Annotated in this window: 9 protein-coding genes; all 9 read left to right on the top strand. The window is 33.6% G+C overall.

The features are described 5' to 3' along the window. Nucleotides 1–99 precede the first annotated feature (99 nt). The 9 genes from D1815_RS07635 (at nt 100) to D1815_RS07595 (ending at nt 20,476) form a co-directional block, all read left to right on the top strand. On the top strand, nt 100–1,746 hold the full coding sequence (locus D1815_RS07635) for a solute:sodium symporter family transporter (RefSeq protein ID WP_118386522.1): 1,647 nt from the start codon (nt 100–102) through the stop codon (nt 1,744–1,746). Then, entirely contained in the window at nt 1,747–4,554 is a 2,808-nt protein-coding gene (locus tag D1815_RS07630; protein ID WP_118386521.1) for a triple tyrosine motif-containing protein, read from the top strand. It abuts the gene before it with no gap. Between the two features lie 254 nt (nt 4,555–4,808). Next, the gene (locus D1815_RS07625; protein WP_118386520.1) at nt 4,809–7,835 is read left to right on the top strand and encodes a TonB-dependent receptor; all 3,027 of its coding nucleotides are present in this window, start codon (nt 4,809–4,811) and stop codon (nt 7,833–7,835) included. 14 nt (nt 7,836–7,849) lie between these two features. Next, complete coding sequence (locus D1815_RS07620) at nt 7,850–9,310, top strand: RagB/SusD family nutrient uptake outer membrane protein (protein ID WP_369899411.1); 1,461 nt, start codon at nt 7,850–7,852, stop codon at nt 9,308–9,310. Between the two features lie 20 nt (nt 9,311–9,330). Next, nucleotides 9,331–11,388, top strand: a complete 2,058-nt coding sequence (locus tag D1815_RS07615) for a hypothetical protein (RefSeq protein WP_118386518.1) — start codon at nt 9,331–9,333, stop codon at nt 11,386–11,388. A gap of 46 nt (nt 11,389–11,434) precedes the next feature. Continuing rightward, nucleotides 11,435–13,051, top strand: a complete 1,617-nt coding sequence (locus D1815_RS07610; RefSeq protein ID WP_118386517.1) for a family 16 glycosylhydrolase — start codon at nt 11,435–11,437, stop codon at nt 13,049–13,051. Between the two features lie 106 nt (nt 13,052–13,157). Further along, nucleotides 13,158–15,482 (top strand): beta-glucosidase BglX, encoded by a 2,325-nt coding sequence (bglX, locus tag D1815_RS07605; protein WP_118386516.1) that lies wholly within the window; start codon nt 13,158–13,160, stop codon nt 15,480–15,482. Between the two features lies 1 nt (nt 15,483). Beyond that, on the top strand, nt 15,484–16,242 hold the full coding sequence (locus D1815_RS07600) for a family 16 glycosylhydrolase (protein ID WP_027392838.1): 759 nt from the start codon (nt 15,484–15,486) through the stop codon (nt 16,240–16,242). 319 nt (nt 16,243–16,561) lie between these two features. Beyond that, nucleotides 16,562–20,476, top strand: coding sequence for a family 16 glycosylhydrolase (locus tag D1815_RS07595; protein ID WP_118386515.1), 3,915 nt, complete (start codon nt 16,562–16,564; stop codon nt 20,474–20,476). Nucleotides 20,477–20,535 lie beyond the last annotated feature (59 nt).

Below are 20,535 nucleotides of genomic sequence, written 5' to 3'. Positions count from 1 at the left end.
ACAAAAACTTTACATCCTTATTTTTTTAATATAATTCTTAATGGTATTGAATAATATCTGATATTTTTATGATTTTTAACAAATCATTAAAATTTTAATATGGGTATTATTTCTTTCGTAGGATTCACACTTTTAGTTGCTATTATATCTTATTTGGCTACAAGAAAAACCGATGAAACTTCTTCAGATGGTTATTTTTTGGGAGGACGTAGTTTGACTGCTGTAGTAATTGCGGGTTCCTTATTACTCACTAATTTATCCACAGAGCAGATTGTTGGGCTAAATGGTTCTTCATATACAGAAGGTATTTTAGTTATGGCTTGGGAGACATTGGCCGCCATTGCTATGGTAATCACTGCAATTTTTTTATTACCCAGATATTTAAAAGGAGGAATCACAACTGTACCACAATTTTTAGAAAGAAGATATGATACTACAACGAAAGCAATTACATCAGGTTTGTTTTTAACTGGTTATGTTGTAGTTTTTCTACCGATTGTATTGTATTCTGGTTCTTTAGCAATTAGTACTATGTTTGATGCACCAGGATTATTAGGGGTTTCTAAAGAAACTTCTATCTGGATTTGTGTTATCGGTATTGGTGTGATAGGATCAATTTATGCAATCTTCGGGGGATTAAAGGCTGTAGCAGTATCTGATACAATAAATGCTGTTGGTTTACTAATAGGAGGTATTATGATTCCGGTTTTTGGTTTATTAGAAATTGGAGATGGTAGTATTTCTGAAGGTATTAATACATTGATGACTACAAACCCAGAAAAATTTAAGGTAATTGGAGATAGTGAATCTTCTATCCCTTTTGCAACAATATTTACCGGAATGATGTTGGTTCAATTGTTTTATTGGGGTACAAATCAAGCTATTATACAAAGAGCGTTAGGTGCTAAAAATCTTAAAGAAGGTCAAAAAGGTCTATTATTAGGTTCATTTCTAAAAATATTGGGTCCTATTATAGTTGTATTACCAGGTATTATAGCATTTCATCTTTTTAATGGAGAGTTAGAGGTTGCAGATGAGGCATATCCAACTTTAGTTAGTAGAGTATTACCAGTATCTTTAGTTGGTTTCTTTGCGGCAGTATTGTTTGGAGCAATTTTAAGTTCATTTAATAGTGCATTAAACAGTTCCGTTACTCTTTTTGGTCTTGATATCTACAAAGAATATATCAATAAGGAAGCAAGTGAAAAGCAAGTAGTAAAAGCAGGAAAAAGTTTTGGTGTTCTATTAGCAGTATTAGCTATGGCTGTGGCTCCATTTATAGCAAATGCTGGGAGTCTTTTTGATTATTTACAAGAGGTGAATGGAATTTATAGTATTCCTATTTTGACCATCATAGTTGTAGGGTACCTTACGAAAAAAGTACCTGCTATAGCTGGTAAAATTGGTATTATCTCCGGATCTGTATTATATATTTTGAGTCAATTTGTTATAAAACCAATACTTCAGGGTAACGCAGTAGATGCTGCAAAGGCTAATGGTATTACTGATTTATCTGAATTAAGTAGAGTGGAAGCATCTGCCTATCCTCATTTTTTACATGTAATGGCAATTCTTTTTGTAGTTAACATAATTATCATGTTAATTATTGGTAAATTGTATCCAAGAGAAGAAGCATATGAACAGCAATATACTAAGGAAGTAGATATTACTCCTTGGAAATACACAAAAATTGTAGGTGCTATAGTATGTTTAATTGTTATATCTACCTATATCTATTTTAAATAATTGAAATATATTAAAAAGACATTTTTATTTTTATCTCTATTTTTTTCGGCGATAATTATTGCCCAAGAATTACCGCCGATAGAAGTTTATTCTCCAGATGCTTATGGAGGAGAAACACAAAACTGGTCTATATCTCAAGCTGAGAATAAATATATTTATGTAGCGAATAATAAAGGTCTTTTAGAGTTTAATGGTGCCAACTGGGAATTGTACCCAACACCAAATGAAACCGTAATACGATCTGTAAAAGTTGTAGATCAGCGTGTTTATACAGGTTTCTATATGAACTTTGGATATTGGAAAAAGAATAATTTTGGCAAACTTGAATACAACTCACTTAGTGATACTATAAAAGAAAAGCTTATAGAAGATGAGCAGTTTTGGCATATAGTAAATCAGGGTGATTGGATACTATTTCAGTCCTTAGATAGGATTTACTTATACAATATTATTACAGAAGAAATTTCAATAATAGAGTCTAAATTAACTCTTACCAATATTTTTAATGTTAATGGTACAATCTATTATCATGATTTAAATAATGGGATCTATAAAATCGAAAAAGGACAGCCAATATTAATAATAGATAGTGCTAAGGTAATAAGTGATAAGATTGTAAACATTTGGAAATCTAATAACAAGATTTTTGTACTTACAACCACAAAAGGTTTTTTTGAGTTTTCTAATGGAGAAGTTAGTAAATGGAATACAGAATCAGATGATCTATTAAACGACGCTACGGTTTATAGTAGTACAACACTTAAAGATGGCAGTATAGTCGTAGGCACAATATCTAATGGACTTATTTACCTATCTGATAAAGGTGAGGTTATTTATCAGGTTAATCAGAACAAAGGGTTAAATAACAATACGGTATTATCTTCTTTTGAAGATATGGATGGAAATATTTGGCTCGCTTTGGACAATGGAATTAATTGTCTGAATTTAAAATCACCTATACAGAGTTTTAATGATGATAAAGGGACAATTGGTACCGTATATACTACCATAGTTTTTAATGACTTATTATATCTAGGAACTAATCAAGGGTTGTTTTACAAGAGATTAGATAAGGATGAGCAATTTAAATTTGTTGAAGGTACGAACGGACAAGTCTGGAATCTTTTTAGCTATGATGATACATTGTTCTGTGGTCATGATTCAGGAACTTTTCAAATAGAAGAAGATAGTTCTCGTTTAATCTGTGCTATTGGTGGGACTTGGATTTTTCGAGTAGTTCCAGGACATCCTGATTGGTTATTGCAAGGGCATTATGGAGGCCTTAGTATATTACAAAAACGAAATGATACATGGGAATTAAGACATAAAATAGAAGGGTTTGACTATTCTGCAAGGTTTTTAGAAATATATGAAGATCAATTATGGATCAATCATGAATACAAAGGACTTTTTAATTTAACACTGGATAAGAACTTTACAAAAGTGGAAAAAGTTGTAAAGGATACAACGGCCCCAAAAGGTAAAAACTCTAGTATTGCCAAGTATAAAAACAATATTTTCTATGCACATCAGAAAGGAGTGTTTTCTTATAATAAAGAAAAGAGAAAGTTTGAAGAAAACAATTTAATTAGCAAAGCTTTTGATATAGAAAAAAAAGGTATTGGAAAACTTGTAAAAGATAATAGAGGAGGACTTTGGAGTTTTGCTGAAGATGAATTGGATTATATTTTTCAAAGTCAATTTTCTGATAATTTAGATGTAATAAAAGTGCCTGTACCGTATGTCTTGAGAAAGGAAATGATAGGTTTTGAAAATATCCTTCATATAATAGATGATAAATACCTTTTAGGAACTACTTATGGATATATGATTTTGGATTTATCTAGAGTTCAGTCTAGAGAGCATCAGATTATTTTAGAAAAAGTTTTTGCAAAGAAAAAGACTACAGAATTCAAAGAAATCGATTTTCTAGATACATCTCCTGTTTTCGAATCTAATTTAAATACAGTTTCTTTTTCATATGCAATTCCCGAATATGATAAATACCTTATTTCAAAGTTTCAGTATAAGTTAGATGGTTTTTATGAAGACTGGAGTAGCTGGAGTACAAAAACCAACATTGTATTCGAGAATTTACCATTCGGAGAGTACACTTTTAAGGTTCGAGCTAAAATTGGGAATGATCTGAGCGATAATGTCTTACAGTATAAATTTACTATTGATAGGCCTTGGTATTTTTCTGTTTTAGCTATTATCATATATTCTGTTTTATTTTTGGTTTTATTGTTGATAATGCACAGAGCATACAAACGTTATTATTCAAAGCAAAGAGAAAAGTTGGTTGAAGAAAACAAAAAACAACTTGAGCTTAAGCAATTAGAGAGTGAAAGAGAAATAATGAAACTTAATAATGAAAAATTAACTCAGGATATAGATAGTAAAAATCGAGAGTTAGCTTCTTCTACAATGAATATTATTAAAAAGAACGAAATTCTTAATACTATTAAAAAAGAACTTCAGAAATCGGAGTCTGAGCGAGGTGGATTAAAAAATGTAGAACGAATCATTGATAGAAACTTAAATAATAAGGACGATTGGAATCATTTTGTAGAAGCTTTTAATAGTGTAGATAAAGATTTTCTGAAAAAACTTAAAGCAAAGCACGATAATTTAACTCCTCATGATTTAAGATTCTGTACCTATTTACGACTTAATTTATCTTCTAAGGAAATAGCACCATTGTTAAACATTTCTGTAAGAAGTGTGGAAATTAAGCGATATCGTTTAAGAAAAAAGCTAGAATTAGAGCATTCAGATAGTTTAGTGAACTACATCCTTGAAATTTAGAACTACAACATGTCTTTTTATCACCACAACATTACCTATACTCCAACGTTGTAGTGCTGTTACAGTAATACTTTCTTTACATTTTTTTAATAATTAAGAAACTATTATTACTTCCTGTTTTTATTGGGTTTTTCCGTAAAAAAGTTATTAATTTTTTAAGTATTCTAAAATACTGTATGTTTTTTGTTGTGGTTGGTTATTAACGATTTCTTAATGTTCGTCGGTAAATTTGAGTAAATCAAACGAAAACATTTATGAAAATTGCTTATTTCTTAATGGCTGTGTTTTTAACAACAGTTATTAATGCTCAGGAAATTCAGATCAGAGGAAACGTAAAAGATGCCAATGGACTAGAGTTACCAGGAGTGAATGTCATTGTTAAAAATACTTCTAACGGAGCAGTGACAGATTTTAATGGAAACTACAGTTTAAACAGTGTATCTGTTGGAAGTGTTGTATCCTTTTCATATGTAGGCTTTACTACTCAAGAAATTACAGTTGGTCAGAATCCTGTTATTAATATTATAATGGAGGAGGATAGTGAATCTCTAGAACAGGTCATTGTAATAGGATATGGAACACAAACTAAAAAAGAAATTACTGGAGCAGTTTCTGTTGTGGGAGCTGAAACTATTGAAGAATTAAATCCGGTACGAATAGAACAAGCACTGCAAGGGCAGGTAGCAGGTGTAAATGTCACATCACAATCTGGATCTCCCGGAAGTAGTTCTACGATATCCATCCGTGGAATATCTACAAATGGAGATAGTAGACCATTGATCTTGGTAGATGGAAATGTAATAGAGGATCTTAGTGTACTAAATCCAAATGATATAGAAAGTATTAATGTGCTTAAAGATGCTACCGCTGGTATTTATGGTGTGCGAGCGGCAAATGGTGTAATTCTTATTACAACGAAGTCAGGAGTTCGCAATACAGATTTAAAATTCGAAGTAGACTCTTATGCTGGTTTTCAGGAAACTACAAGAAGATTACCGGTACTTAACGCCACAGAATACGGTGTTATTATTAATGAGTCGTTTGCTGCTGGTGGGCAAACACCGCCATTTCCTAATTTTACCGTGTTAGGCGAGGGAACAGATTGGCAAGATGAAATTTTTAGAACAGCAGCAATTTCTAATATAAATCTTAATGTTTCTGGTGGTGGTGAAAACTCCACATATTCAGGAGGAGCTTCTTATTTGACACAGGATGGAATTGTAGGTGGATCAGATGCTAATTTTGAACGTTTTACAGGGAGATTAAATTACAGTTTAGATTTTGCTAAAAACTTTAAGTTCACAACTTCAGGGATTTTTACACAAACTAATAGGGAAACATTATTAGAAAATACGTTAGGATCTGTTTTGTTTAATGCTTTAAATATGGCTCCTACATTATCAGTTAGAGATGAAAATGGAGATTTTACTTTGGCAGAAGGTTTAGGAAATGAAGTGATTAATCCAATAGCGCAAATAGAAAATACGTTTAATAATACAAGAGTTAATCGAGTTGGAGCAACTTTTGGATTGAGATATAATTTTCTAAGCAATTTTACAGCAGAATCAAGGTTTCAGTTTAATTATTCAGAAGTTGATGGTAAAGTCTTTTCTCCAGAAGTGTTTTACGGATCTGGAAAAGTATTTAATGTAGAGAGAAGTAGTGTTACAGAGTTTAAAAATTTCTTTAGAGATTTTACTTGGGATAATTTTTTGAAATATGAAAAGGTATTTGCTGACGATCATGATGTAAAAGTATTATTAGGGATGTCTGTTTTTAAAACAACAGGATCTTTTTCTAGTTTTACTGGATTCGATATAATAGATAATTCCTTTTCAAATGCAGATCTTTCTCTTGCATCTGATATAATTGATGATCTAGAAAGTAGACCAAAAACATTTGATTCTCGGTTATTATCATATTTCTCTAGGTTACAATATGCTTATAAAGGGAGGTATTTATTTTCTGCTGTAATTAGGAGAGATGGTTCTTCTAAATTCGGACCAGAAAATAGGTTTGGGTACTTCCCCACGGCATCTTTGGGATGGGTAGTATCAGATGATTCATTCTTAAATAATAGTAGTTGGTTAAATTTCTTAAAACTTAGAGTTAGTTATGGAGTTATTGGTAATGATAGAATAAATGATTTTCAATATGTTTCATTATTGGATGGAGAGGGTTCCTACGTAATAAATGATGAATTAATTCGAGATGAACGAACAAGAGCTATTGGAGTTATTTCTAATCCTGAGATTAAATGGGAACGTCAAAAAACCTTCGACATAGGTTTTGATACTAAATTATTAGATAATAAAATTGATATTACATTTGATTATTTCAAAAAGCGAACTGAAGATTTGTTAGTGTCATCTCCTGTATCTGGTATATTAGGAGCTGCCGCTCCTGGATCTGGAGCTCCTACTATAAACGCTGGTGTCGTAGAAAATAAGGGATATGAGTTTTTAATAAGTTATAATGATCAATTTTCTGAAAATTTTAAGTTCAACATAAGTTTTAATTTGACGACTTTAGACAATAAAGTAATATCGGTAAATAGTGATAATGACTTTATTGCAGGAGGAGCATTTGGTGTAGGTCAAGATTTTCCAGCAAGAATGGAAGCAGGTAAACCGATTGGATATTTTTATGGACTCCAAACAGACGGGATTTTCCAAAATCAATCAGAAGTGGACGCTCACGCAACACAAGCTAATGCTGCTCCAGGTGATCTTAGATACGTCGATGTAAATGGAGATGGAGAAATTAACTCTGATGACAGAACGGATATTGGAAACCCTATTCCAGATGCTACAATGGGTCTAAATGTGGGTTTTGAATACAAGAACTTTGATTTTACAACATATGCATTTGCTTCGTTAGGGAATGATATTGTTAGGAATTATGAGCGAAATCAGCCGTTAGTAAATAGAAGTAATGCATTTTTAAATCGCTGGACTGGTGAAGGAACTACGAATTCATTTCCAAGAGTAACGACAGGTGCTAATTCTAATAGTTTGTTTTCTAGTTTTTATGTAGAGGATGGTTCTTATATCCGAATTCAAAACGTACAGTTGGGATACACGTTTTCAGGGCAATATATGACTCCAATTGGGATAGACAAATTTAGAATATATGTATCAGTAAATAATTTACACACATTTACGGAGTATCAAGGTTATGATCCTGCAGCATCTTCTGGTGCTCCCATTGGAGGAGGTATCGATCAAGGGTTTTATCCTGTACCAAGAACATATTTATTAGGTGTAAATCTTAAATTTTAATCAAGATGAAAAAGATGAAAAATAATATCAAATTGGTAGTAGTCTTTTTAGCACTATTTACTATAATTTTTTCCTGTAGTGACGATTTTGTAGATGTGGATCCTCCAATAGAAAATTCGGAAGATTTTTTTAATAACGAAGAAGATTATCAAAGTGCATTGATAGGAGCTTACGATCTATTACAGTCTACCTATATCAATGTAATGTTAGGAGAAATTGCATCGGATAATACATTGGCTGGTGGAGAAAGCGCATCAGATACACCTGGTATACAGGAAATAGATGACATGATGCATACACCCGTTAATGCACAACTTAGAGATATATGGAGTTGGATGTATGCTGGAGTTAATCGAGCGAATTATATTATGGAGTTTCAGGATAAAACTGATTTTTCTGGAAAAGATGAAGTGATCGCTCAGACCAGATTTTTAAGAGCTTACTATTATTTTGAATTAGTTAAATGGTTTGGAGATGTACCATTGGCAATAGACAAAAGAATTTTATTTGGAGAAGAAACCGGTATAGATAGATCTGCTAAAGAAGATGTATATGCTCTGATAGAAGAAGATTTGCAATTTGCAGCTGATAATTTACCTGTTACACAAGCAGAAATAGGTAGAGTGACACAAGGAGCGGCAAGAGCGCTTTTAGGTAAGGCTTATTTATTTCAAGATAAATTTACGGAAGCGGCAGATGTATTAGATCTTGTGATTGCAGGACCTTATGATTTAGTGACTGATTACAATACAATTTTTGAGCAAGAAGGAGAAAATAATATTGAATCCGTTTTCGAAGTACAATATACAGATATAGAAGGTGCTGGTTTTGGTTGTTTACAATGTAGTGAAGGTAATGTAGCTGTTGGTTTTAATGGAATTAGAAATTATTCGGGACCATTATTTGATTCAGGTTTTAGCTTTAATGTACCGACCCAAGAGGTTGTTGATGCTTTTGAGGTTGGAGATATTAGACTAGATGTAGCTATTTTGGATATAGATGCTTGGGCTGCAGCTCAAGGAGCAACTTTTTCTATAGGTTTTGAGCATACTGGATATTTTAATAGAAAATATATTGCTCGTCAAGGAGATCTTAATAACGGAGATGCTAATCTTACTAATCCTAATAATTATCGGGCAATTAGATTCGCAGATGTTTTGCTAATGGCGGCAGAAGCGCACAATCGAAAATCACCTAGTAATGATGGTCAGGCGCAAACATACCTTAATAGAGTAAGAACTAGAGCTCAATTACCTGATGTTACTGTAACAGGAACTGCCTTAGCAGATGCAATTTATCAAGAACGACGAGTAGAATTGGTAGGAGAAGGACATCATTTTTTCGATTTAGTAAGAACAGGTAGAGCTGCAGCCGAAATAGATGGTTTCGTTATAGGAAAACACGAAATATTTCCTATTCCTTTAATAGAAATTCAATTGGCCGGAAATAGATGGGAACAAAATCCAGGATACTAAAAATAAAAAATTAGAAGAAGATGAAATTTTTAAAATCATTATTAATTATAATTATTCTAGCGGCTGGTTTTAACAGTTGTAAAGAAGATGATGTTTCATATGCCTTTGAAGGTATATCAGCACCAACAGAGGTAAATGCAGTTTTTGATATTACGCAAGATGATACGGGACTCGTTTCCGTAACACCAAGTGGTGAAGCTACTTCGTCATTTGAGATCTATTTTGGAGACGTTGATAATGAAGAACCAACCATAATATCGCCAGGAAGTACCGCAGAACATATTTATGAAGAAGGTACTTTTACGGCAAGAGTTGTTGCCGTTGGAGCGACCGGACTTACTAGTGAGTTCTCTCAGCTTTTAACAATCTCATTTAGAGCACCAGAAAACTTAGAAATAACATTAGATCAAGATACAGTAAACCCTGCCATAGTTAGGGTGAGTGCGAACGCCGATTTTGCAATGTTGTTTGATGTGTATTTTGGAGATGTAGAAAATGAAGAACCAACAATTATAATGCCTGGTGAAATATTGGAGCATACTTATGAAAGTCCTGGTGATTATACAGTTAGAGTGGTTGCTCGAGGAGCAGGTGTTGCAACAACAGAAGCTACACAAGTAGTGACTATTACAGAAGCAAATGATCCAGTTACATTGCCAGTAGATTTCGAGTCATTTACAGTAAATTATGGGTTTACCAGTTTTGGAGATGCTTCTTCACAAGTGATAGATAATCCAAATCAAGCAGGTTTAAATACAAGTGCAAGAGTTGGACAAACTATAAAACCTTCTGGAGCGCAAGTATTTGCAGGTTCTTTTTTACAGTTAGAAAACCCAATAGATTTCTCCAGTAATAAATTGTTTAAAGTAAAAGTGTTTTCTCCAAAAAGCGGAATAACAATAAAATTGAAAGTTGAAAATATTTCTGATGGAAATATAGCGCACGAAGTAGATGTAACTAATACCGTAGCCAATGATTGGGAAGAATTAGAGTTTGATTTCAGTGCAATAGATACTAATAATGAGTATCAAAAAGTAGTAATCTTTTTTGATTTTGATGTTGCAGGAGACGATTCAGAATACTTATTTGATGATATAGAATTAACAAGTTCTGTTATGGCTAGTATTGAAGGAGTATGGAAATTAGCCCCAGAAGCTGGAGCTTTAGGTGTAGGACCAGCACCTGGTGATACTAGTTGGTTTGCTTGCGACGATGCATGCGTTACAGAAAGAGCGTGTTATTATGATGATTTATATGTTTTCGATACAGATGGTAGTTTTAGCAATGTACTTACAGGCGAAACTTGGATTGAAGGATGGCAAGGAGGAAGTGATGCTTGTGGTACTCCGGTTGCACCATATGACGGGAATGCCATTGCTACATATAACTATGATCAAGCAGCAGGTACATTAACAATTAATGGAGAAGGAGCTTATGTAGGATTGCCAAAAGCAAATAATCAGGGAGAACTTCCTAATGTTGCAGTTCCTAGTTCAATTACTTATGACGTTTCATTTATTGATAATAATACGATTAGTGTTATTGTAGAGTCTGGTTCAGGAGTATTTTGGCAGTATAGATTAGTTAGAGAAACATACTCAACGCCAATTGAAGGAGTTTGGAAACTTGCCCCAGAAGCAGGAGCTTTAGGTGTAGGTCCAACACCAGGAGATACCAGTTGGTTTGCTTGCGATGATGCCTGTGTTGCAGAAAGAGCTTGTTATTATAATGATCTCTACGTTTTCAGTTCTGATGGTACTTTTAGCAACGTGTTAAATGGTGAATCTTGGATTGAAGGATGGCAAGGAGGAAGTGATGCATGTGGTACACCAGTTGCTCCTCACGATGGATCCAATGCAGCAAGCTATATTTATGACGAAACAGCAGGAACATTAACAGTAAATGGAGATGGAGCGTATATTGGTTTGGCAAAAGCAAATAACCAAGGAGAGTTACCTAATGTAGCTGTACCGAGCACTATTACATATAGTATAGCATTTATAGACACAAATACGATATCAGTTATTGTCGAAGCGGGTTCTGGAGTATTCTGGCAATATAGACTAATACGTCTTTAAAATTTATAAGACTAAAAGGTAAAATTGAAGACTAAAAATGATTTAAATGATACAGATATATAAAAAAACATTGCTCTTTATAATTTTAGCAACATTTTTCGGTTGTCAGGATGATGATGCAGAATTAGGAACAATTCTACCGCCATCAAATCTACAGATTGATGCGGTTATAGAGGATGGACAAACGGGTAATGTTACAATTACTCCACAAGCAGATGATGCACTTAATTTTCATATTTTCTTTACTCAAAATGGAGATCCATTAGTGGCACAACCAGGAGAATCACAAACGTTTAGATATACACAATCTGGACAATATTCGGTTTTTATTACGGTAGTTGCTTTTGGTACAGGAGGTACATCTTCTTCTCAAACAATTGAACTAGATTTAGATGTGCGATTGTTTATAGATCAAGCAACACTCCAGATGATTGGTGGGGATGGTAGTAAAAGATGGATTTGGGATAGTAGTGTTGGTGGACATTTCGGTGTTGGACCGACTACCAATGATTTTCCAGAATTCTTTAGTGCTTCTCCTAATCAATTAGACCCTTGCATATATGATGATGTACTTGTTTTTAGTTATGATGCTAATGATAATTATAGTTTTGAGCTAATCACGGGTGACGCCAATCAAACTTTTATGAACTGGGCAGAAGTAACTAAATTTTTTCCAAATGATACACCAACGCAGTTTGTAGATGAGTGTAGAGATATTACAGATCAGATTGCAACAAATACTAGTTTTGTGATTTTTGAAAACGAAGAAGGAACAAGAATAATTAGTGTAGAGAATAGTACATTATCTTACTGGTCTGGCGCTATGGAATATCAAGTGTTAGAACTTACTGCGGATAAACTTAGTGTTAGAGGTATTCAGGAAGTTTCAAGTGATTTTGGAGGAGGTCAATTAGCTTGGTATCATACATTTGTACCAGAAGATTCTGGGACAGATGATATAGCAGAACCTCCTTTTGATACATTAGTTTGGGCGGATGAATTCGATACAAATGGTGCTCCAAATACAGCAAATTGGACATATGATCTAGGCACTGGAGATAATGGCTGGGGTAATGGAGAATCACAATCGTATACAAATGATGCTAGTAATGTAATTGTAGAAGATGGATTGCTTAAAATAACGGCAAGAGCAGAAAATGGAGGATATACTTCTGCACGAATTAAAACTCAGGATTTATTTTCATTTACTTATGGTAAAGTAGATGTTCGTGCTAAATTACCAACAGGAGGAGGTACTTGGCCAGCTATATGGATGTTAGGCTCAAATATTACAGAAGTTGGATGGCCTAATTGTGGAGAAATTGATATAATGGAACATGTTGGTAACAATCAAGACGTAGTATCCAGTGCACTTCATTTCCCCGGAAATAATGGAGGTAATGCAATTTTTGAAGAAACCAATATTGCAGGTGCTTCTACAGATTTTCATGTATATAGTGTAGAATGGTCATCATCGGAAATTGTGTTTTCTATTGATGGTAATCCATATCACACGTTTCCTTATGCTAATAATTTGCCATTTTATAATAATGACTTCTTTATGATACTTAATGTAGCAATGGGAGGAACTTTTGGAGGAGCCATAGATCCTGCATTTACAGAGTCTACTATGGAAATTGATTATGTAAGAGTTTATCAATAGATATACACTTAGTTTTAAATTGTTTTTAGCAGGAAGGTTATTTACCACAGATAGCCTTCCTCATTAACATTAATAATGCTTAAATAAAATTTTTAGATTGTTTATAATGAAAAAGAGTGATTTCATATTTGTTAGTATCCTTTGTAGTTTGTTTTTAGTGAGTTGCAATTCTTCCTCGGAGAAACCCGAAGGTATTACTACTAATACAACAATCGTTTCGGACGGTTTAGATAGTAAAATAGAAGCAAAAGTAGATTCACTTCTTGCTATTATGACCTTAGAAGAAAAGATTGGTCAGATGAATCAATATAACGGTTTTTGGGATTTAACGGGACCACAACCTAAGGAAGGAATAGCTGCTAAAAAATATGAACACTTACGAAAAGGTTGGGTAGGCTCTATGTTAAATGTTAGAGGAGTTGAAGATGTAAGGAAAGTACAAAAAATAGCCGTAGAAGAATCAAGATTAGGAATTCCTCTTATTATAGGGTTTGATGTTATACACGGATATAAAACAATGAGTCCGATTCCCTTGGCAGAATCAGCAAGCTGGGATATGGAAGCGATTAGAAAATCTGCTGAGGTAGCAGCTTTGGAAGCTTCTGCAGCTGGAATTAATTGGACTTTTGCACCAATGTTGGATATATCTAGAGATGCCAGATGGGGAAGAGTTATGGAAGGTGGAGGAGAAGATCCTTTTTTAGGTTCTAAAATTGGGGTAGCTAGAATAAAAGGCTTTCAAGGTGAAGATTTATCAGATAATTATACAATTGCAGCTTGTGCAAAACATTTTGCAGGATATGGTTTTTCTGAATCTGGAAGAGATTATAATACCGTAGATGTGGGAACTTCTACCTTAAACAATATGATTTTTCCTCCCTTTGTAGCTGCAAATAAAGTAGGAGTAAAAACGTTTATGAATTCGTTTAATGTGCTTAATGGTATACCTGCAACAGGGAATAAAATGTTACAGAGAGATATTCTTAAAGGGGATTGGAATTTTAATGGTTTTATAGTTTCAGATTGGGGTTCGATTACAGAAATGATAGCTCACGGATATGCAAAAGACGGTAAAAGTGCCGCAGAAATGGCAGTTAATGCGGGATCAGATATGGATATGGAATCCTATTTATATGTAGAACATTTAGCTGACTTAGTTAAAGAAGGAAAAGTAAAAGAACATTTGATAGAGGATTCGGCAAGAAGAATTCTTAGAGTAAAATATGAACTTGGTTTATTTGATGATCCCTATAAATATTGTGATGCGAATAGAGAGAAAACAATTTTAGGAAGTAAAGAAAATCATGAGGCAGTACTTGATGTTGCTAAAAAATCCATTGTATTACTTAAAAATGATAATAAATTACTTCCACTAAAAAAGGAAGGACAGAAAATAGCTTTAATTGGAGCTTTAGCAGAAGATAAAAATAGCCCATTAGGAAGTTGGAGAATTGCCGCAGATGATAATACAGCTGTTTCTGTTTTAGAAGGAATGAGACAATATAAAGGCAATACATTAGTGTATGCCAAAGGAGCTGATGTTTCTTTAGGAAATACGGCATTTGTAACGGAAACTAAAATTAATACTACAGACAAAAGTGAGTTTGGAAAAGCAATTAAGGTTGCAGCGCAGTCTGATGTAGTGGTAATGGTTTTAGGCGAAGTTGGTTTCCAAAGTGGAGAAGGCAGAAGTAGAACAGAACTTGATCTACCTGGCGTACAACAAGATCTTTTAGAAGAAATTTATAAAGTCAATAAGAATATCGTTTTAGTTTTAAACAACGGGAGACCATTGGCTATTACTTGGGCAGACGAACATATTCCCGCTATCGTCGAGGCTTGGCACCTTGGATCACAGAGCGGAAACGCGATAGCTCAGGTTTTATATGGAGAGTATAATCCTAGCGGAAAATTACCGATGTCATTTCCTCGAAATGTAGGTCAAGTACCGATTTATTATAATCATAAAAGTACAGGTCGACCCGTAGAACCAGCTCCTGATATTGTTTTTTGGTCACATTATTCGGATCAAGAGAACACTCCGTTATATGCATTTGGTCACGGATTAAGTTATACTAGTTTTGAGTATAGTAATTTTAAGATAGATGCACAAGACATTTCGGTTAACACTCCAAAAATTAAAGTGTCTATTGATGTAACTAATTCAGGTGATTATGAAGGAAAAGAAGTGGTACAATTATATATTAAAGATCTTTTTGCAAGCGTTACAAGACCAATAAAAGAATTGAAAGGTTTTGAAATGACTTCTTTAAAACCAGGGGAAACTAAAACAATTAATTTTGAATTGAACGCTGAGACCTTGGGGTTTTATGATAATGATAATAATTGGATTGTAGAAAAAGGAGGGTTTGAAGTCTATATAGGTGGAAGCTCTGATAAAACTATTAAATCAACTTTTGAATTAAAGTAAAATGAAAAAACTCTTAACCTATTTTATTCTTTTATCATTCTTTTATTCTTGTCAAGAATCGAATTCAATTATTTGGGAAGAAAATTTTGATGAACCTCAGTTAAATGAGTCTTATTGGAATTATCAATTAGGAGACGGATGCCCTAACTTATGTGGTTGGGGTAATAATGAAAGACAAATTTATACTAAAGAAAATGCCAAATTAGAAAACGGTAATTTGATTATTACTGCGACTAAAAAAGGCGATATCTATGGGTCTAGTAGGATAACTACAAAAGGCAAAATGGAGTTTCAATACGGTTCTATAGAGGTACGAGCTAAACTTCCCACAGGACATGGTTTATGGCCTGCTATCTGGATGTTAGGTGGTGATATTGATGAAATAGGTTGGCCAGATTGTGGAGAAATAGATATTATGGAATATGTGGGAAAAGAACCTCATACGATATACACATCCTTGCATACAAGACAAAGCTTTGGTGATACTGAGAACTCTAAGAAAACTATTGATTATGCAATAGAAGAAGGTTTTCATGTTTATAAATCCGCTTGGACTAAAGAAAAAATTGATTTTTATATAGATAACAAACTGGTTTATACATTTTCTCCAGAGGAAAAAAATGATAAAACGTGGCCTTTTAATAAGCCATTTTATATAATTATTAACCTTGCCATTGGTGGTAATTTTGGGGGTCCAGAAGTTGATGATACTATCTTTCCAAAGCAATTTGTGATTGATTATATCAAAATCTGGAAATAAATACCATTATAATAACAAGGAATATTTAATTCAGCTCTACCCTTGATTTCGGCATCGTATATATTCAATATACAACTGAAACCAGATTTAAGATGATGATATTTTTTAATATCAAATACGGAAATAGATAATTGAAATATATAAAGTATTTCAGTTTATCGGAATTACTTGGGAAAAAACATAATTGATATTCTGATTATTTAATAGAATAATCTAAATATCAAAGAAAAGTAATGCTGTATGTATAAAATGCATATGGTTAGGAATTACGTATATAAAATTTTTAACACAAACTTAATTACACAAATTGATTTTAATTATGAAAACACACTTATTCTTTAAAACCTTAATTGTATTTACATTGTTTTGTAATGTAGTACAATCCCAATGCTCAGAACTTATATTTAATGATGAATTTGATGGTTCATCTGTCGATCTAACTAAGTGGAGTTTTGATAACGGAGATGGATGCCCCACGCTTTGTGGATGGGGTAATGCAGAAGAACAATGGTATCAACCAGAAAACACTACGGTGCAAAATGGAAATCTAGTGATTACAACTAGAAATGAAGCCGCAGGAGGAAAACAATTTACTTCTTCAAAGTTGATCACTGCAGGAAAATTTAATTCTAGATATGGACGATATGAAGCCAGTATTAAATTGCCTTCTGCGGGAGGAATTTGGCCTGCTTTCTGGATGTTGCCAGAGAATGGAAGTTGGCCCTTTACAGGAGAAATTGATATTATGGAATCTCAACATAAAAATCCAGAGAGTATAGGAGGTACTGTACATTATTCTAATGGAGGTTGGCAGTATAATGGTAGAGAATTTAATGCAGGATTAGATTTGTCTTCAGGTTTCCATGAGTATGCTGTAGAATGGGAACCTAACGAAATAAGATGGTATGTTGATGATCAATTATATCATACTGTTACTCCGGGTAACACTGTAGATCCTTGGCCTTTTAGTGAAGGAGATTGGTATTTAATACTTAATGTAGCAGTCGGAGGTCCGGGTACCCCTTATACCGGAAATATTCCACCTACGCCAGCAGATTACCCTACACAGATGGAGGTTGATTATGTTAGGGTGTATAGCGGAACTTTTAACACACAACTTATTGGAGATAATAGTGTCTATGAAGGTGAAACAGATAAACCGTATACAATAACAGAGACAGTTGGAGCATCTTACAGTTGGACAGTTCCTACTGGTGCTACGATAACTTCTGGCCAAGGAACTAACACTATTTTAGTTGATTGGGGAACGACTGAAGGAGATGTAAAAGTTGTTGTAAATGTTCCACAATGTGGTACTAATGAATTTAAAATGAGCGTTTCTGTAAATCCTATAAAAACCTTAGAATATGTTTTTGAGGATTTTGAGGGAAATAGAAATTTAACCTATACATCAACCACAGATGGGACCTTAACAGAATCTATTTCAAATCCTGGAATAAATAATGTTAATAATTCTTCAATAGTAGGTAGGTATGTTAGGGCTACTGGAGCACAATATGATGGTTTGTACATGGCCACTTCTAATATAGGAAATGCTTTGGAGTATACATCAGGAGAAAAATCTATTTGGTTGGATGTGTATAGTGATGCACCGATCGGTACAGAGTTTATACTACAGATAGAAAACAGTTCACTCTCGGCAGGTGATTGGCCAGCTGGTCGTCATAGTCGATACAGTGCGAAAACAATTTCTCAGAATCAATGGGAAACGTTAGAATTTGAGTTATTAGATAGACCAGATGCGAGCGTAGGAGCTTTAGATGTGGATCAATTTGTTTTGTTGATTGATCCAGATAGTTTTACAGGGCATACAGTGTATATTGATAATATGAGAAAAATGGATGCTCCTGATCCTACTTTATTAGAAGAAATTATCATAGCTAATTATGATGGAATAAATCAATTGGAATTATTTTTTGAAAATGGAGAATATACAGCAAATGTTGCCAATCCAAGTCCCAATAGTGTTAATAATAGCACTAATGTAGCTAAATATGACAGAGGAACTTTTGAATTATATGATGTTGTAAGTTTTAATACAGATGCGATAAAGGATTCAAGCCCATTTATAGAAGGAGATAATATCTTTTTTATGGATGTTTTTACATCTGCACCTGTAGGAACTGAAATTTCCTTGAGTTTAGAAAATAGTATTGGATCGGATGGTGATTTTCCAGCAGGAAGAAATAGTCAATATACCAGTGTTGTCAAGGAACAGAATCAATGGCATACCATAGCATTTAGTTATACTACAGCACCCGATGCAGGAACATCAAATTTATCAATAGATGAGATTTCAATTCTTTTTGATCCTAATTCTAATGTTTCAGAAACATATTACTTTGATAATTTCAGATATGGGATTACCGAATATCCACCTACGTATGAGTTCTCTGAGATGATTCACAACTATAACGGAATAAATAATATTTCGTTGAATAATACAACTACTGGAATCTATGTAGAAAATGTTGGAAACCCAGGAGGGAATGAAGTAAACAATTCATCCCAAGCTGGAAGTTATGTAAGGGATGACGCAGAATTATATGATGTTTTATTTTTTGATACTAACTTTATAGCAGATGCCAGTGCTTATGTTTCTGAAGATAAAAGATTTGCAATGGATGTCTATACCAGTGCACCTGTTGGAACGATTATTAGTTGGCAATTAGAAGCTAGCTCGTTATCGAACCCTTCAAATTATCCAACCGGAAGACACAGTGTGTATCAGGCAGCGGTAAAAGAACAAAATAATTGGCATACATTAGAGTTTATTCTTACAGGAACACCAGATTTAGTGGTTAATGATGCTCAAATAGATAATATTGTATTTCTATTTGATCCTAATAGTAGTAGTGGAGATACATTTTATATAGATAATCTAAGATCTTTAACAAAAGAAGATGTTATACAAACTCCGGTTTTATCATCAATAATTATTTCTCCTAATAATGTTGAAATTAACCAAGGAGAAACAATGCAGTTTAGTGCGCAAGGTTTTGATCAAAGCGGCGATTCATATGAGACCAATTTTAATTGGACAGTTACTAACGGTATTATAGATTCTAATGGTTTATATACTGCTTCAGATATTGGAACCTATACTATTACTGCCTCAAGTGGATCTGTTACAGGTTCAGCTTCTGTGACTGTAAATGGAAATACTGGAAACTATATAGTGATACCCGGAATACTACAGGCCGAAGATTATAAAGAAGGAGGAGAAGGTATTGGTTATCATGATTTAAGTACCGGAAATACGGGAGGTGCATATCGACAAGATAATGTAGATATAGAAAACACAGGAGATATTCTTGGTGGTGCATATAATGTGGGTTGGATTGATGCTAATGAATGGTTAGCATTTGACATAAATGCTTCGGATTCTAATAATAGTTATGATGTGGACTTCCGTGTAGCCTCTCCTAATGGTAATGGTAAATTTCATTTAGAGCTGGATGGTGCTGCTATTACAGAAGTGATATCCGTACCTAATACTGGAAATTGGCAACAGTATGAAACAGTTTCTGTAACCGGAATCTCAATAAGTAGTGGAAATCATGAATTACGTATTGTTTTTGATTCTAATGGTTTGAATCTTAATTTTATAGAGTTTAGATCTTCAGAAGATACTAATACTACTAACTGTACAGGATTAGCGGTGAATAATCAATATAGTTATGAAATCTCATTAGACAATACCAACCCTACAATAACTTTTATTCCAGAAATTGAGGGAGTAGGAGACAACGTTTGTATCCTATATTATAGTACTTCTTCTACAGGACCATATCCTGGATATTTAGTTACTCCAAATGTTCCATTTCAGATTAATGCAAATTCTGGAGATCAGATTAGTTTTTATTATACGTACAGTTTACCAACTGGAGGTGAGAATAATACAGCTGGATCTAAACATGATGTTGTAGTAGGTTCCTGTGGTAATCGCTTAGGGTTAGAAATAGAAAAGAATCCTTTGAAAATAGAGATGTATCCAAATCCAGTTAATAATATTCTTACATTATCAAAAATGAAAGGAATATATCAAGTTAACGTGTATAATACAAATGGGATGTTAGTGCTCCAAAGGGCGGTAAACGTAGAAGAGACTGAGTTAGCACTTGATTTAAGTTCATTGTCCAAAGGTTTATATATGATTAAAACATATGGGCAAAACACAGAATCTTCCATCCATAAAATACTTAAAAACTAATTTTAAGTAAGGAGTAGCTTTTCTTAAAGCTGCTCCTTACTTATATAAGTATAAAACCA

Origin of the sequence: Aquimarina sp. AD1 (assembly GCF_003443695.1) — a bacterium.
GTDB classification, from domain to species: Bacteria; Bacteroidota; Bacteroidia; order Flavobacteriales; family Flavobacteriaceae; genus Aquimarina; species Aquimarina latercula.
This window is presented reverse-complemented; position numbering and strand designations above follow the sequence as displayed.